The sequence below is a fragment of the Oleiphilus sp. HI0132 genome, from assembly GCF_001635845.1.
Genome location: NZ_LWGJ01001504.1, coordinates 1 through 15,852 on the forward strand (window position 1 = coordinate 1; position 15,852 = coordinate 15,852).

The following is a 15,852-nucleotide window of genomic DNA, read 5'->3' on the forward strand; positions in this document are numbered from 1 at the left end:
TCTTATAATGCAATGAAGTAGATACAGCTTAAGTATCATTACATACGGTTTTTTCTAGAGGTTCAGGAGATCAAGGTTATATGGCTGAGTATCATTATGATGTTGTAGTAATTGGCGCAGGCCCTGCAGGTGAAGGGGCAGCGTTAAACGCTGCAAAAGGCCATAAAATGGTCGCTGTGATCGAAGATAAACCCGTAGTTGGCGGGAACTGTGCTCATGTTGGAACAATACCTTCCAAAGCACTTCGACACGCCGTTAAGCAGATTATTACCTTTAACACCAATACCATGTTCCGTGATATCGGTGAGCCAAGATGGTTTTCCTTTCCGAGAGTCTTGAAGAACGCAGAAAAGGTAATCAGTAAACAGGTTAAGCTAAGAACCCGTTTTTATGCGCGAAATAAAATAGACTTGTACAACGGGTCGGCCTACTTTCTAGATGATAATCGTATAGAAATACGTGGAAATGGTTCCGCAGATATTGTTCATTTTAAAGAGGCGATCATAGCTAGCGGGTCTAGTCCCTATCGTCCGTCCAACGTTGATTTTACGCATGAGCGTATCTATTGTAGTGATTCGGTATTGCAGCTTAGCCATACTCCACGCACTATGGTTATTTATGGTGCCGGTGTTATTGGCTCCGAGTATGCATCAATTTTTTCCGGTTTAGGTGTGAAAGTCGACCTGATTAATCCTGGCGAGAAATTACTATCATTCCTTGATGATGAGATTTCTGATGCGCTTAGCTATCACCTTCGAAACAATGGTGTTCTTGTCCGACACAACGAAACCTACGAGACAGTTGTCGGTACCGATTACGGTGTAGAGGTTACTTTCGAGTCGGGCAAAAAGATCAAAGCTGATGCTTTTCTTTGGTGTAATGGTCGCAGCGGCAATACCCAAAATCTTGGGCTAGAAAATATAGGTCTTGAAGCAAACTCACGCGGTCAGCTTTCAATTGACGACCACTATCGAACAGATGTAGAGAATATCTATGCTGTAGGTGATGTGATTGGTTGGCCAGCACTTGCTAGCGCTGCTTACGATCAAGGTCGCTCTGCTTCATCCGCTTTGCTTAACGATAGTTACTTCAGGTTTATTAATGATGTACCTACCGGTATCTATACGATCCCAGAAATTAGCTCTGTCGGTAAGAATGAAAAGGAGCTTACGGAAGCCAAAGTTCCTTATGAAGTAGGGCAGGCATTTTTCAAAGACTTGGCTAGAGCTCAGATTACCGGTGAAGCGGTCGGAATGCTTAAAATATTGTTCCATCGTGAGACCAAAAAAATATTGGGAATCCATTGCTTTGGAGATCAGGCGGCCGAAATCGTACACATCGGTCAGGCGATTATGAATCAGGAAGGTGATGCAAATACCCTAGATTACTTCATTAATACCACATTTAACTACCCAACTATGGCAGAAGCATATCGTGTTGCGGCACTAAATGGTCTTAATCGCATATTCTGATTTTAAACTTTTCGTCATTTTTCTTCGATTTGAGAGCGTTTTTTGAACGCTCTTTTTCTTTTTGTTGTCTCAGTTCACGCTTCGGAATTCCTTCATTTGTAAGACTTTTTCTGATTTTGTAGCATTAGGGATATTTTGTAATAAAGCCGACTATCGCTACAACTGACTAAACTACGTAGCCAGACATGGAAAAGTGCCGCTTATATGATAACTCAAAGGTTTAGACTGTTTTCTTGGAGCTCCCTGTTTACACTCCTTTTAATTCTTTCCGGTTGTGGCGAGGGTGATAGTAAATATGTTCCTTTACCAGAAGACACGGAAGGAAACGAATCCTTAGACATTTTTCTAAATAGTGGTGCAGTTAAAGGCCCAGTCGCTTTCTCCGATATCTCGATCTATAGCGTCGATTTAGAGTCAGAGCGATATGCAAACTTTAAATCTGTTGCTAACGGTGTTTTTAAGGCATACGCTGACCTGGGTATATCTATTGATGGTGATTCCTTGGTTCTACCTGAAGGTCGGAGTTCTGCTCAGGTGCTGAATGATTTCGAGGCTCTGGTTGAAACAGGCTCCTATGTTTCTGAACTCGACTATTTCAAAGTAAAAGTTGAAAACGCAGGAACTATTGCAAAAGCTAAAAGCTATTTGGATGTCTATCTAGGGCTAACAAAGCCAGTTAAAGACGAGGATTCCACATTTGACTTGCTTAAGGAAGAGACAAATTCAATTGTTAAAGACAGAGTTTCGGAAGCCCTTTCCGCTTACTCTGATCTAAATGATTTTAAGCGGAAATTGAACGATGTTGATGGCTTTTATGAAGAGCTTCTCGAAGTTGGCTCATTTTCAGGTGTTAATTCGGTAGTAGCCAAATACTCAACTAAAGAGTCAGACCCGACGAAAGCAGAACACTGGTCAGCACTTAAGGACTCTTTTAGCGAACTGCAATCATTAGCAATGACAAGTAAAGAAATTGCTGAGCGCTATGATGTTGTCGCGTTTGATGAATCTAACGACGAGAAAACGCTTGTTGAAATAGCGCTTGAGACAAACGACCAAGTTGCAATTAGTAACTTGAAAGAACTTCGTGATTCCCTAGCTCAATCTTTACCTGTAATTGATCTAAAGGAGCTTGTTTATTTAGCCTATCGGAAAGAGGGAAACCCATCAGTCAAAGCAGGTTTGAATTCATTCTTTCACTCCATTATTACCTATCAAGACCTTATATCTATCGTTCAAAATCATCGAGCTGTCTACAGTTTTTTAGGCGTGCGTGAAGGTGTTGACGCCGCTGAAGATATACAAGCTATGCATAGTGAGCTAATGAGTCTGATGCAGCAGGAGGCTCAATTAGCATTCGATAGTATTTTACTTAGTACCGATGTAGAAAACGGGGTTTCTGCCAATAGGCTATCTTACGGTTCTTCAAACGGTGCCGCGAAACTGGAAGGGCTGTTTGTCGGCCAGTATCGAGGATTTATATATATAGAAGCAAACATGGTTCCTTCATCCGTTGACCTAAATAGTGGTAAAGCTCCTATATTGAGTAAAATGGTATCAATCATCCATACCGATGACATTCTCGGATACGGCGATAATGAAGCATTAGATGAGACTCGTTATTATGTTAAGAATGGTATTGTCCAGCGCAACGCAGAAGGCGAATTAATTACATCTTTGGCAGATTTTGAGTCAGGGGCATCTGACGAGTTGTTTACGGTGCAACCCTCTCGATATACAACCCCGCTTACTTCTCTTGCGGTAGAAATTGCTCAGCAAAAAGTCATTAACCTCCAGCCTCTTGTTGAACGCTTGAACGATGGTAATGGCTATCAGGGTTCCGCCGCCAATGAGAAAAATGTCTATTTTGATCTTGGTGAACAGGCTTTAAGCGAACTTCTTGAAGAGTCGCAAAGCATTGTGTCCAGGTCTTTTAATATTACAGAGGGGGATGAGCTGAAGAATATTTTCGCTATCAGTCCGGTCACTCTTCCTCACATGAAGTACTTTCAAGATGAGCTTGAGGCATCCTATCGTTATCGCTTTAATATCGAATATTACGGCGCGATGCTCCAGTCTCTTAAGTTAGCAAGTAATTTAGATTACGAAGTAGTTCAAAACGAGATTGCCAAGGATCTGTATGACGGACAAATTGATGGCAAGCAGAATTCTGAATTTATTGAATCCTTGTCTTCGATAAATAGTCTTACGTATTTTGCAACGAGAGAGCCGTCTTCCGCATTTATCCCAGATACCACGGTGAACGTTAGTGAATTGGGCCAACTGTTAGAGCAAGAGTTTGAACTGCTTGTTGGCGAAGACTCTGATTTCGGTGAATACAATTCTTATTTGCAAAATTTAGCGTTGGTTGGAGCGGCTGGTGGTGTAGATTCTGACGGTGACGGAATGCTCGATAATGATGACCCTGACCCATCAACTCCCAATGAGATTGTCGATAATGGTTATGATGGATTGCGTTCGGTTTCTGTGCAATTCGAAGACGCTTTACTAATGCCTATAGATCAAAGTCTAGTTCTGACAATCCCAATAGAGGAAGTTCAGACAGGTGATGATGAAAAGCTAAGCTGTGCGCCTCATGACTCCCAATGTATATTGGTTGGGGATATGTCGGTTGAAATAGAGGTCGCTTCCAGCATCAACGTAGCACCTGATACGCATAATGCGACTATTTCCTCTCGTCTGTTCGATAGTGGAAGTGCGCGTTTCTTAGAACTAAAAATCGATGGATCAAAAGCGGGTTCGTATTCTGCATATGTACAGCTCACAACAGAAGCTCAGGTTAACCCTGAGACAAAAGCAGTAGAGGTCGATGAACAGCAATTCGGATTTGAACTACCTTTCACAATCTTTGATTTCTCAACACTTGAATTTAGGGTTGTAAGCGAAAATCAAGATCCTGTGACAGGCTCCGAGTTCGTTAACGCAGGCTCTAAGATCGTCCTTCAATTTAAAGCAACTGATCAAATATGCGAGCTATATCCTGTTTGCGGTGACAATAATGAAAACGTCGGAGAGTTTCTCGATCTTGACTTGATTGGTGAATCTTTTTCTGTCCAATATCAAATCAATGATGAAGAGGAAGCCAGCCCCTTCCAGCTAGCAGCTTCTGAGGGCCTTACCGGCGACTTGTCAGTTATTTCAAACCTTCAGGCAGGCCAAGCCATAAATGCGACGCTTACCTATAGCGACAAACAATCGTCCATATATTTGGGGGATATAAATGCTTCGGTCGTTGATGTCGATGCTGTAGATTTTCGAGAAAAATGCCCTGAACCGTTGTCTGGAATTGATGATGTGAACGGAGATGGCGTTATAGACGCTAATGACAATCTTCCTTGTTTTGCTGACATCTTAGCAGCAACAGATAGCAAAGCCGAAGTTTACAACTCAGACCTAGATGAGTACTGGTATTTTGACGACAGTTGGCATTTTATCATTAGAGAAAGCGGCAATAGGGATAGGTTCTTAGGTCACGTACAGCTGCCTAAAGACAAGTACAGTAATTATCAAAAAGTACAGAAGCTTTTGTTCGACTCTGAATTAAGACGGATGTATCTGGCATTTAGCGGAGGTGCGATTAGCTATTACTCCTTAACTACACAATCTGTTTCATCTTTTTATATACCTAGTGTCGAAGAAGACACTTCGAACTTTGTTCTTTTAGGTTCGAACTTATTGATACAGCCTGAGACGTCTAACTCGGCAATATTCGACTCAAACGGCGATGTGGTAAGTATTAATTTTGGTTTGACGTTTCCAGAGCCGGGTAGATTACTTACCCCTCACTTAGGAAACCTTAGTTTAACTCGATTTGCCAATGATATAGCCGTACGTTACGAAATTGAGCGCTATAGGGACGGCAGTGTTCAATCACTCGAAGGCTTGAATTCTACCGATACTGTGTCATTAGACTCTGGGCAAGGTGAATTTGGTGACACGCTAACAATCTATCTTAGTGTCAAAGCGCTAGATGAACAGTTGATAGAATATAGTTATTCCACGCATTTAATTGGGACTAATGGTTTTGTCCTAAACTCTGATTATTCAGACGATGAAAATCCGCCCCTTTTAAGTGCTGGTCAGCTTGATTTGTCAGGCGCGCACATAGCAGATCATTTGTATGTCGAATGGGCTGTAAACGATATATCTACAGATTCACTAGTATATAGTTTTACTGATAAACGATATCCGTATCTGTACGAAGCCAGTAAGCTTGAATACGGAGATGTCATTGAAGCGACTATTTACCTTAAACGCTCAGCAGATTTTTCCAGTCAGCAAGACATTCGTCTTGCCACGCTTGAAGGAGTCTTTGTAGGTGATCTTGGTAATTATATTCCTGTTTTAGATACTGAATACTGGGATGAAAATCTTCATCCGGTAGATGCAAGCGTTAAAGCACGATTGATCAGTAGTACAGAGAACGATGACTTCTACGCGGCAGCAAATTTCACACCAGTTTGGTTTATTAATGATGTTGAGGTTCCAGGAGAAAGCTCTTTTGAGTTTCCGACAAACCCAGAGACAAACATCAGGTTTGGCGACGTAATATCTGTAGAATATTCGTACAGCATAGGGCAGGAGTCCGGTCGTACTGAAACACTTAGGCTCCCCACTATCGAAACAGACTCTGAGCTAACTGAGTTTTCCATTACTCCCGTCGTTGTTGAGGAGGGCGAATCAGTGAGTCTAGATTTGTCCAAGTTCAGCGCTGTTGCGTTGGAAACGCTTGAAGCTCGTTGGTATATAAATGGTGAGCTGGATCGTTTAGTTAAAGATTTTACCTATCCTGGTGAAAAGCTAAGGTATGGTGATTTAATTCGTTTAGAGCTTGCTCCCCTTGTTGCTGAAGACAATGAGGTTCAAGACTCGTTTTCATACGAGGGTGCGAAAGCTTTTGTAGGGCTAAATATCGATAAGTTGAACGGTTCTACTGATGCTTCAAACGCTTTTGTTGACAGTGATGGCGATGGAGTTCCAAACTTTCGCGACTATTTCAGGTTTGATCAGAACTGTTCAGTGGAAGGCGAGGGTCGCCCAGATGATCTAGACTCTGATGGCCTGCCCGACCTGGTGGAACTTACAAGCGCCTATTCAACCAACCCTCATTTGCGAGACTCTGACTCTGATGGGATTAATGACTTTACTGAGAGTGAATTAAACCTCTCCCCAGTTTTACTTGATAGTGATGGCGATGGTTACTCAGATGGTTTTGAGCTCATCTGGGGTAGTGACCCAATTGATGATGCGGACCCATCAATTGGTGATGATAAGGATCATGACGGTCTAACCGATGAGTTAGAATTAGTAAATGGGACACTTGTAAATGGTAGTGACTCCGACAACGATGGACTTGAAGACGGGTTAGAATTGTTACTCGGCACTGAACCTCTTTCCGCTGATTCCGATGGCGATGGTTTATCTGATGGTGTCGAGAAGTATTTGACTTCAACAAACCCTCTTATACCAGATAGTGATGGTGATCAGCTTAGCGATGGTGTCGAAGTTGCTCTTACGCTTACCGACCCGTCAAGCTCTGATACCGATAACGATGGGGTTTTAGATCGTGAAGAGGAGTCTTCACTAGCTATTGACGATAAGACCTTATATCAGGTTTTATACCCTGATGATTTGTTAGCGTACAACAAAAATGCTTCTGAGTCTTTCGTTCCTCAGGGGACGTGTTATGCCACATGGCTAGCCAGAAATAAAGCTGATGAGATCAAAGTGAGCTTTGAACCTCAAATAGACGAATCTAGTAAGCAGGAAGTTTTATTTTTTAACGATACTTGGCCTGAAGTAATTAGATTTCAAGCTGATCAAGGAAGGTTTACCAAGGCAATCGGGAAAGGCGATATAGATGCGAGAATTACCTCCGCTAATTACGCGCGCACCAATAGTAATTTACTCTACTTAGGGTTTAGTGATGGTTCGATTTGGAGTGCTGATCTTACCCAAGCAGAGCCAAGCCTAACTCTTAGTTATCTGCTTCCCGAAAAACAAGCGGTTATTGCCTTAGTTGATCAGGGTGATTTTCTCCTGGCTTCAGTTTCTGCAGACGGCGCTAGTGAGAATATCTTTATGTTTGAAGATGCGGGGGCAGGCCAATCTCCGGTTAATGTGTCACCATTCTCAAGTAATATTCAATTGTCTTCGGCCGTGTGGCAGAACGCCGATAGCGCAGCACTATGGGGCTTTAGGAGTAATAGCAGTGAGTTGGTGCAACTTGTCGTGGATGTTCCTGGTAAGAGTTTGTCACAAACTATTTTTGAATCAGATCAAACACTCGTGTCACCCTTATATGTGAAAGAAGAGGTCGCTGGTTCAAAACTCTATATTTCGAACGGCGTTACCTTTGACACGAATGATTTAAGTTTCGAATATGACAATAGCAGTAATTTTAATCTGGGTATCTATCACCAGGATCATCATATTCAATCTATGAGCGCTAATAATGCATTACGCTTAAGTTATGGCCTTACAGGTGAGTGGAGTCTTGAGCAAAGTTATTACGGTCGTGAGCTTGTTGCTCTAATACCTACCGGGTTTAATGTTTTGGCTCTAACTCAGCCTTCAAATATTGATGAAAGCGGTTCTGCCGGCTTAAGGTTTGATGTGGTTCAAGTTGGAGATTCCGATGACAACGGCTTACCTCAATGGTGGGAGTCCTTATTTGCAGAAGGTACGCTTGCTCAGTTTTCCAACTTCGACCAGCCTGAAGAGTATGACTTTTCAACAGATTTTAATAGCATAATTGCTAGGGATTTTGATTCAGATAGCGAAGATATGGATGATGATGGCCTAAGCAATTCATTGGAACGTAGTCTAGGTAGCTGTGTTGATGTGAGTGATGAATGTCCTACGCCTTCGGACTCGGATCTAGATGGTTTATCGGATTTGTTCGAACAACAATACTCGTTTACCGACAGCCTGGGTATCGAGCATCGAGTCAGCCTGACTTCAGGTGATACCGATGCCGACGGCTTAAGTGACTATGATGAGATTATTACGATAGGCAGCTATCCCGATAACAATGATTCTGATGGCGACCTTATCTGTGATGCTCAAGAACTCGAGTTAACAGGAACAGATTTATTGAATTCAGACTCGGATGGCGATGGCTTAACAGATGGCAGAGAGCTGGGTATCGTTACATTAAATTGTGATGCTCTTTTCAAGGGGGACGTGTTCAGTGATCCTCTCAGTTTCGATTCAGACGAAGACGGCTTAAATGATAGAGAGGAGTTTTTTGCATCGACTGACCCGTTTAACCCTGATTCTGATGGTGACGGCCTTAAAGATGGCCAGGAAGTAATCTTTGGTGGCGACCCGCTTGACAGTATGTCGCGTAATGGAGTCCTGCTAGATGGTGAGATTGATAGTGATAGTGATGGCCTCTCTGACAGCTACGAGCTAAATCATAGCAATTCTAACCCAAATAATGCCGATAGCGACTCAGATGGTTTATCTGACTATGTCGAAGTTACTTTGGTTGGCTCAAACCCTAATAACATAGATACTGATGGTGATTTGATTTGTGATATTTTTGAAGATATTTACGATCAAGATGGTGAGTATCTTCAAACAGACCCTGCACTTAGCGATACTGATTCTGACGAATTAAGTGACGCATTTGAGCTTGGCTTGTCAGGCGATCCTGTATCATGTTCCGAGCTTCCTAATCTAAACCCGGTTTCAGACCCAAGGTTGTCAGACAGTGACGGTGATGGGCTTTCTGACGTTTTAGAGGTCACTTATGTCTATGACAGTTATTCAGACGATTTTCGTTTACGTAAGCCTGACGTAAACCTAACAATAGATCCGTTATTGTTAGATACAGATGGTGACTTGTTGTGTGATTTCATAGAACTTGGAGTCAGTAATCCTGCTGAAAGTGATACTGACTTCGATGGCCTGAATGATGCTACTGAACTAGGTCTTGAGTTAAGCGAAGTTCTCTGTACTCCCATTTCAATAGCAGATCAGTTAACTAGTCCTGTACTCAGCGATAGTGATAACGACGGTCTAAGCGATGGGCAGGAGATTTTGATTACGGGAACAGATCCTCTTGATACTGACTCAGATGATGATGGTATAAGAGATGGTGACGAAGATCGTGATGGCGACGGTTTGAGCGACTATGTTGAGCTTAATCTTTCCTTCACTCTTTTCGATACTGTTGATAGCGATGGCAATGAAGTTAATGATGCCCTTGATGATCAAGATGGTGATGGCTTAAGCAATATCGAAGAGTTGGGTTATGGGACGTGCATTGCCTATCAGGCTGTATCATGCCCAAGTCCAGAGGATAGCGATCAAGATGGTGTTTCAGACTTTGATGAAATTAATCGAGCTGATCAGGAAGGCACAGACCCCCTTGGTTCAGATACAGATGGCGACGAGCTTACTGATAGCGAAGAGCTAGCTATAGGTACCAATCCTCTCTTAGCAGACTCTGATCTTGATGGGATCGATGACAATGAAGAACTTACGTTATCGTTAACTGACCCACTAAATCCAGATACTGACAATGATTTTCTAGCGGATGGGCAGGATGATAGCCCCTTGCAGCCTGATAGCGACAACGATTCGTTATTAGATGGCATTGAGGTTCATATTTTAGGCACCTCGCCTGACAATAACGATAGTGATGTTGATGGGCTTAAAGATGGAGATGAAGTATGGGTCTATGGTTTCGGTCTTGATGAGTTAACGTTGCTCAAGACTGGTCGTGATCTCGATATAGACCTTAATTCAAAGAGTGGTGTTACTGGTTGGAATCCGCCTTCCAATAGCTTCGAGGGTGCTGCCTACGAATATCTCGTTACAGACGTCGCGAGAATTGTAGTCAATGATGCTGGCACTTCGCTAAACGAGCCATTTGTTGCTGAAGGTGATGAGCTTGATGCGGGTGTTGAGGTTATCGGTAAAATTCATATTCGATATATCTCTAATCCTTCTCTAGCGGATAGTGATGGTGACGGGCTTACTGATTATACCGAGCTCATGCTGATTGAGAAAACCTATGGTGATACCCGTTTTGATATTAATCCGCTCGATATCAATACAAGTTACCAGGAGCTGGAATCCAACGAAGAAAACTTTAAAGTATCTGACCCTTTAAGGGCTGATACCGATGGGGATGGCCTTAGTGATGGCGATGAAGACATAGATGATGATCTGTATGTCAACGACTTAGATCAAAATAATGAAGATTCTTCAGTTATTGTTGCAGATACTGATTTTGATGGATTGCCGGATGGTATTGAAGTGCTGCTTACCCAAAGTAATCCTGCTAAGAACGATACAGATGGAGATGGCTTGTTTGATGGCAATCAAAATAATGACACCGAATCTCGTTATGAAGTTATTTATGATTCCGCAAACCCTCCGAGATTAATTGAGAGCACAGCCTCTTGTAATGCTGATGAATATCGACTTAGTAACATAGGAAACAGTGAATATTGCGTTCAACTTTCATATATATCAGACCCGTCAAAGATAGATAGTGATGCAGACGGCGTACCTGATCGGTACGTCACGGAAAGCTCGAAAGAGATGTTTGATCATTTTCCACTTGATAGGAGTTGTCATAGATTAACTGATGGCGTAATTGATAATGATGATCCTTCTGACAGGAAGTGCTATTCCGCGTGGATGGCGGGGCAGGCCTCTATCGACCAAGTTCGCAATGGCAGCTGGGATGATATAAGTGCAGGGAGTCAAAATGTCGTAACGTTTTCCGGTAAAGGCTGGGATAGAATCATCAGATATCGAATGGGGGCTTCTGAAGATACATCGTATTATCTCCCGCATACACCGGTAAGTGGTGATGTAGTAACCGCGCTTTCAGGAAGCTTACAAAGGTTATATTTTGCAGATGACGAAGGAGCTATTTATTATCAAAATCTTGAAAGTGACAGCCCCTTGGTTCCGTTTGTTCAGCTCGCTGCTGAAGATTCAGATGTTGTACATATAAGTGGATTGGGCGATAACTTGTTTGTTTTCACGCGAAACTCCACCGCTTTAGAAGAGCGCTACAAATTGATTATGTTTGATGCTGCTGGCGCGCTGCTTGGTAGTATTGTGGACATCGAATATGATGTTTTGCCAGACAGTATTAAATTAGCCTGTCGCAATGACAGCTGCACTACTTTGGTTGATATTCTTGCAGTTGTTCGTGTAGATAATCATCCAAACAATGAAGTACTTTCAATGACCTTGGACTTATCGACGTTTGGTATTGCCTCTGATGAAATATCCACTATTTTTGAATCATCAGAGAAACCGCTTAGCGGGCCCATTCAGTTATCTGAAAATGGTGAATTGATCTACTTCGGATCTGGGCATCAACTTACTCTGGCTTCACTAGAGGTGCCGGTGGCAGGCAGTTTGTTGCATAAATCATACGGTTTAGCTGAATACTCGACGTTTTATGATCTTCATGAAGAAAACCAGCACTTCATTGCTATCGTTGACGATCCTAGTTCTTTATTTAACTCTCAAGAAACGCGGGCAGTCTATATCGAGGACAATAAGCCTACAGATGATGGCGAACCAACAAAGTATCTGATACAGCAAGCCACAGAAGATGAGCTAATGATGAAAGTCTTGCCGCAACAAGTCGCAGGCCAGAGTGACTTTGCGTTATTAAGTGTGTATGACTCGCTCGTCGATATAATGCCTATCGGTGTGACGGATCAAGATTCAGACGGGATGCCGGGAATATTCGAGATGCTTTACGGCTTGGATGATAGTGACCCAAGCGATAAGTTCAAAGACTTGGATAAGGATAATTTAACAAATATCGAAGAGTATCTGTTAAATACTAAACCTGACAATTCGGACTCTAATGATAATGGGGTTTCAGATTTTCAGGAAGCGTATTTGAATTAAAGATGAAGGCTAAGGGTGATTATGTTCCGCTCTTAGCCTTATGGTAAGTAGCCGTTTTTGGCTTGCCTAGCTTAGTTGTTTGAAAGCGCGATATCTAATTAAAGTGATGCAGTGCAGAGCTCGGAATATCAGTGATAATACTATGAACGCCCATTGCTTTTAGGGTTTCCATTCTTTCAATACTATTCACCGTCCAACATGATACCTCAAGCCCATAAGATTTTGCGTTTCTCAATAAGGTTGGGCTAATCAACCTGTTGTTGATGACCAGTAGCTTGCAATCGAGCGATACAGCGGTCTTCAATGGCCTGCGATACCGGTATTCTGCGACATAGCCGGTGTCTATTTCTGGCGATAATCGGTTTATTTCATGTAGAATCCAGCGGCTGGCAGAAGTAACCGTTGCCTTATCATAAAGATTATTGCTGCGAAAAAAATCTTGTAATCGCTTTACAATTAGTTTCAATACATGCCGATGATCGTTCTTTACTTCAAATTGCCAGCTTCGAGTATTTGGTACGCTATCTACCACTTCTTGTAGGTGTGGAATGTAACAGGGAGAGTGCCAGCCTGGTGTATTATGTCGGGAATCAACTTTGCTTAGAAAAGAATAGGGATAATGAGCTATCTTGCCTTGCAGGTTGCTTGTGCGTGACAAATTTCGGTCGTGATAGACTACCAACTCTCCATCTGAAGATAATTGAATGTCTAACTCGAAATCCAAACAGCCATTTGATTGAGCATGAATAAAGCCCGTTACAGTGTTTTCCGGCGCTTCGTTCCGAGCACCTCTATGTCCGATAATTATCATTTATGACGTCCGTTCTAAAACTAAGTGCTATATATTACTAGCTTCGTGTTTCGCTTTGATGAACAGGGTGTGAGGTATATAAATCAAATCACTGACCTTTCTGATCAGGTGCTCTTCATAACGATCAATATCGCTATCAGCGTAAGCAATTTTCCACATCGCAAGAATTAAGCGATATTTTGAGTCGCTATCAAACTTTTTATTTATAAGGTCGGTATGTTCCCAAAGCGAGGTGGCAGAGCGAGATAGTTCGCGCGCTTCACGGATTAAAGCGTCAGTGTCACTGATTGAAAGCTGAAACGCAGATGCACAATGCTCTTGAAGTACCAGCCACTCAGACTCGGTTTGTTTATGGTCCGCATTAATAACCTCAATTAATAATGCGGTAGCAACTGTAGAAATGTCAGTTTCAGATAGTGCTTGGTCTTGATTTGATTGTGTTATTTTGGCAATTAAACGCTGAATCATTCTGGGTGGTCTCTGAGCAAGCCTTCTAAGGCTACTTGGTCAATAGCAAATTTTCTGATGCCTTCAGCTAGTTTTTCAGTTGCCATTGGAGATTGGTTCATATTCCAGCGAAAGCTTGCTTGATCAGTTACTAAACCTTGTGTCGAAGTCGAATTTGGTACAATCAGCTTTCGTTCGAGGCTACCATTGTCACAAGATAGTTGTTTCAGTAGTTCCGGGCTAATGGTAAGCCGGTCACAGCCAGCTAGTTGCTCAATTTCATCAGTATTTCTAAAGCTTGCACCCATTACAACAGTGCTAAAGCCGTGTTGTTTATAATAATTATAAATTTCTGAAACCGAAATGACGCCAGGGTCTTCATGCGGAAGATATTGGTCTTTGTCGGTGTTTGCTTTATACCAGTCAAGTATGCGACCTACGAAGGGTGAAATTAAGAAGGCGCCAGACTCTGCAGCTGCTTTAGCTTGCACAAAGTCAAACAATAAGGTTAAGTTGCAATTGATGCCTTCTTTCTCCAGCTGCTCAGCCGCTTTAATTCCTTCCCATGTGGAGGCTATCTTGATAAGAATTCTACTCTTACTAACGCCGCTATCCTCATAAAGTTGAATCAAGGACTTAGCTTTGGCTACTGTGGCAGGGGTATCAAAGGAAAGGCGAGCATCTACTTCAGTGGAAACTCTGCCTGGAACGACTTTTGATATTTCGGTACCAATTGATACTGCTAGGTGGTCGCATGCCAAAGAAAGCTGCTCTTGGTCACTCTTGCCCTGGCTAGATCCATAGTTAATTGCGTTGTCAATTAAGGGGCGGTATTGAGGGAGGGGGGCAGCCTTAAGTATTAATGATGGGTTAGTTGTTGCGTCTTGTGGCTGCCATTTTTTTATCGCGTCAATGTCACCTGTATCTGCGACTACGGTAGTGTACTGTCTTAACTGTTCTAATTTACTTGCCATTGATTTCTGATTTCCTTTTTGTATTCCATATCTATAAACGATAGCAGCTTTTTAGCTTAAGAATATGACAATCCCAATCATTTTTCAGGCACAAGAGAAAGCGCCTGTTCTAGCGTTTTAAGATCGGCTCCATCTTTGTATGCGTTTTCACTTAAATACCGGCGAAATTGTTTGCCACCGGATTGTCCATGAAAGAGGCCTAATAAATGGCGAGTAATGTAATGAAGCTTTTGACCCCCTTTAAGCTGTGTTTCAATGTAAGGCATCATGTCGTGAATAATGTCGTGACGGCTTTTACCATGGGGTTTTGCTCCAAACAATTGTTCGTCGACGCTAGAAAGTAACCATGGGTGCTGGTAGGCTTCGCGTCCAACCATTACTCCATCAACTAGCTTAAGGTGTTGCTTGCACGAATCGATAGACTTTATTCCGCCGTTAATAATGATTTCAAGGTCCTTAAATTCCTTTTTTAGGCGATAGACATATTCATACTTTAGAGGTGGGATTTCTCTGTTTTCTTTTGGACTTAAGCCATCAAGAATGGCGATACGCGCATGAACGATAAAAGTTTTACATCCGTCCTCAGCGATTTTCGATACGAAATCACGAACAAACTCATAGCTATCATGTTCATCTATTCCAATTCGATGCTTAACAGTGATCGGGATGTCTACAGTATTTTTCATCGCAGAAATACATTGCTTAACGAGGTCAGCGTGAGCCATTAAGCAAGCGCCAATCATGTTATTTTGCACTCTGTCGCTTGGGCAGCCAACGTTTAAATTGATCTCGTCATAGCCAAATTGAGCGGCAATTTCTGCGCATCGTGATAACTCGGACGGCTTACTCCCACCAAGCTGAAGTGCAATAGGGTGTTCTTCATTGTTATACCTGAGAAATCGATCAGCACCCCCATGGATAATTGCGCCAGTAGTCACCATTTCGGTATAAAGAAGGGTATGTTTTGAAAGTAGGCGTGCCATATAGCGATAGTGGCGATCAGTCCAATCCATCATCGGGGCGACTGAAAACTTGCGGCTAGGCTCAATAGCTGGTGAACTATTTTTCTGTGATGGCTCTGAGTTGTTAATCATAAGGGTCGAAAAGAAGAAATTTGGAATCTACGGTTAATTAAACCAAGTTTAACACACTCTAAGTCACTAATTTTTATTAGTTGTTTGATAAATCTTTAAAGAAATGTGTTCAATATCATGATTGTTGCTTTGATATACAC

6 protein-coding genes are annotated in these 15,852 nt (G+C 42.3%); 2 read left to right on the forward strand and 4 right to left on the reverse strand.

The features are described 5' to 3' along the window. The first annotated feature begins 80 nt into the window (after positions 1 to 80). A complete protein-coding gene (sthA, locus tag A3766_RS23190; RefSeq protein WP_068506486.1) occupies positions 81 to 1,472 on the forward strand; it encodes a Si-specific NAD(P)(+) transhydrogenase in 1,392 nt (463 codons plus the stop codon). Positions 1,473 to 1,676: 204 nt separating this feature from the next. Beyond that, a complete protein-coding gene (locus tag A3766_RS23195; RefSeq protein ID WP_068643048.1) occupies positions 1,677 to 12,386 on the forward strand; it encodes a hypothetical protein in 10,710 nt (3,569 codons plus the stop codon). A gap of 94 nt (positions 12,387 to 12,480) precedes the next feature. On the opposite strand, the gene A3766_RS23200 is transcribed toward A3766_RS23195, so the two are convergent. The 4 genes from A3766_RS23200 to dusA form a co-directional block, all read right to left on the reverse strand. Further along, on the reverse strand, positions 12,481 to 13,197 hold the full coding sequence (locus A3766_RS23200) for a glycerophosphodiester phosphodiesterase (protein ID WP_068506491.1): 717 nt from the start codon (positions 13,195 to 13,197) through the stop codon (positions 12,481 to 12,483). Positions 13,198 to 13,224: 27 nt separating this feature from the next. Beyond that, positions 13,225 to 13,665: a TerB family tellurite resistance protein gene (locus tag A3766_RS23205; protein ID WP_068506495.1), complete on the reverse strand. Its 441-nt coding sequence runs from the start codon at positions 13,663 to 13,665 to the stop codon at positions 13,225 to 13,227. Continuing rightward, positions 13,662 to 14,618, reverse strand: a complete 957-nt coding sequence (gene tal, locus A3766_RS23210; RefSeq protein ID WP_068506497.1) for a transaldolase — start codon at positions 14,616 to 14,618, stop codon at positions 13,662 to 13,664. Before tal ends, A3766_RS23205 begins: the two co-directional genes overlap by 4 nt. A 77-nt stretch (positions 14,619 to 14,695) precedes the next feature. Further along, a complete protein-coding gene (gene dusA, locus A3766_RS23215) occupies positions 14,696 to 15,712 on the reverse strand; it encodes a tRNA dihydrouridine(20/20a) synthase DusA (RefSeq protein ID WP_068633830.1) in 1,017 nt (338 codons plus the stop codon). Between the last annotated feature and the right edge of the window lie 140 nt (positions 15,713 to 15,852).